The sequence below is a fragment of the Rhizobacter sp. P2_H2 genome, from assembly GCF_056403375.1.
The window spans coordinates 1-746 of sequence record NZ_JBFUFP010001679.1; the positions used below are offsets into that span (position 1 = coordinate 1).

Annotated in this window: 1 protein-coding gene; it reads left to right on the plus strand. The window is 70.8% G+C overall.

All coding sequences use genetic code 11. The features are described 5' to 3' along the window. On the plus strand, positions 1-746 hold a 746-nt coding region (gene truA / locus AC1D15_RS35570; RefSeq protein WP_477829793.1), incomplete at both ends, for a tRNA pseudouridine(38-40) synthase TruA.

Here is a 746-nt window from a genome sequence, read left to right on the forward strand (position 1 = left end):
CCCTCGGTATCAGCTACCAGGGCCAGGCCTACCGCGGCTGGCAGAGCCAGCCGGGCGGGCAGACGATCCAGGACCATCTCGAACGGGCGTTGTCGCAATTCGCGGCCACGCCCGTTCGCACGATGTGTGCCGGCCGCACCGATGCCGGCGTGCATGCGCTGAACCAGGTCGTGCACCTGCACGCACCGGTGGCGCGCGAAACCGAATCGTGGATGCGCGGCACCAACCGCTTCCTGCCGCTCGACATCGCGGTGCAGTGGTGCCGGCCCGTGCCCGACGACTTCCATGCCCGCAACAGCGCACAGGGCCGCCGCTACGCCTACCTGCTGCTCGAGTCGCGCGTGCGGGCGGCGATCGAGTCCGGCGCGGCCGGGTGGGTGTTCCGCCCGCTCGATGGCGATGCGATGCGCGAGGCGGCCGCCGTGCTGATCGGCGAACACGACTTCAGCGCGTTCCGCGCCGCCGAATGCCAATCGCCGACGCCGGTGAAGACGCTGCGCGAGATCCGCATCCGGCGCTTCGGCGCGTACTGGCGCTTCGATTTCGACGGCAATGCCTTCCTGCACCACATGGTGCGCAACATCATGGGCTGCCTGGTGGCGATCGGCGCCGGGCAGCGCGCGCCGGGCTGGATGGGCGAGGTGCTGGCCTCGCGCAGCCGCAGCGTGGCGGCGCCGACCTTTGCCCCCGACGGGCTGTACTTCGTCGGGCCGTACTACGATGCGCGCTTCGACATCCCCCTGCAC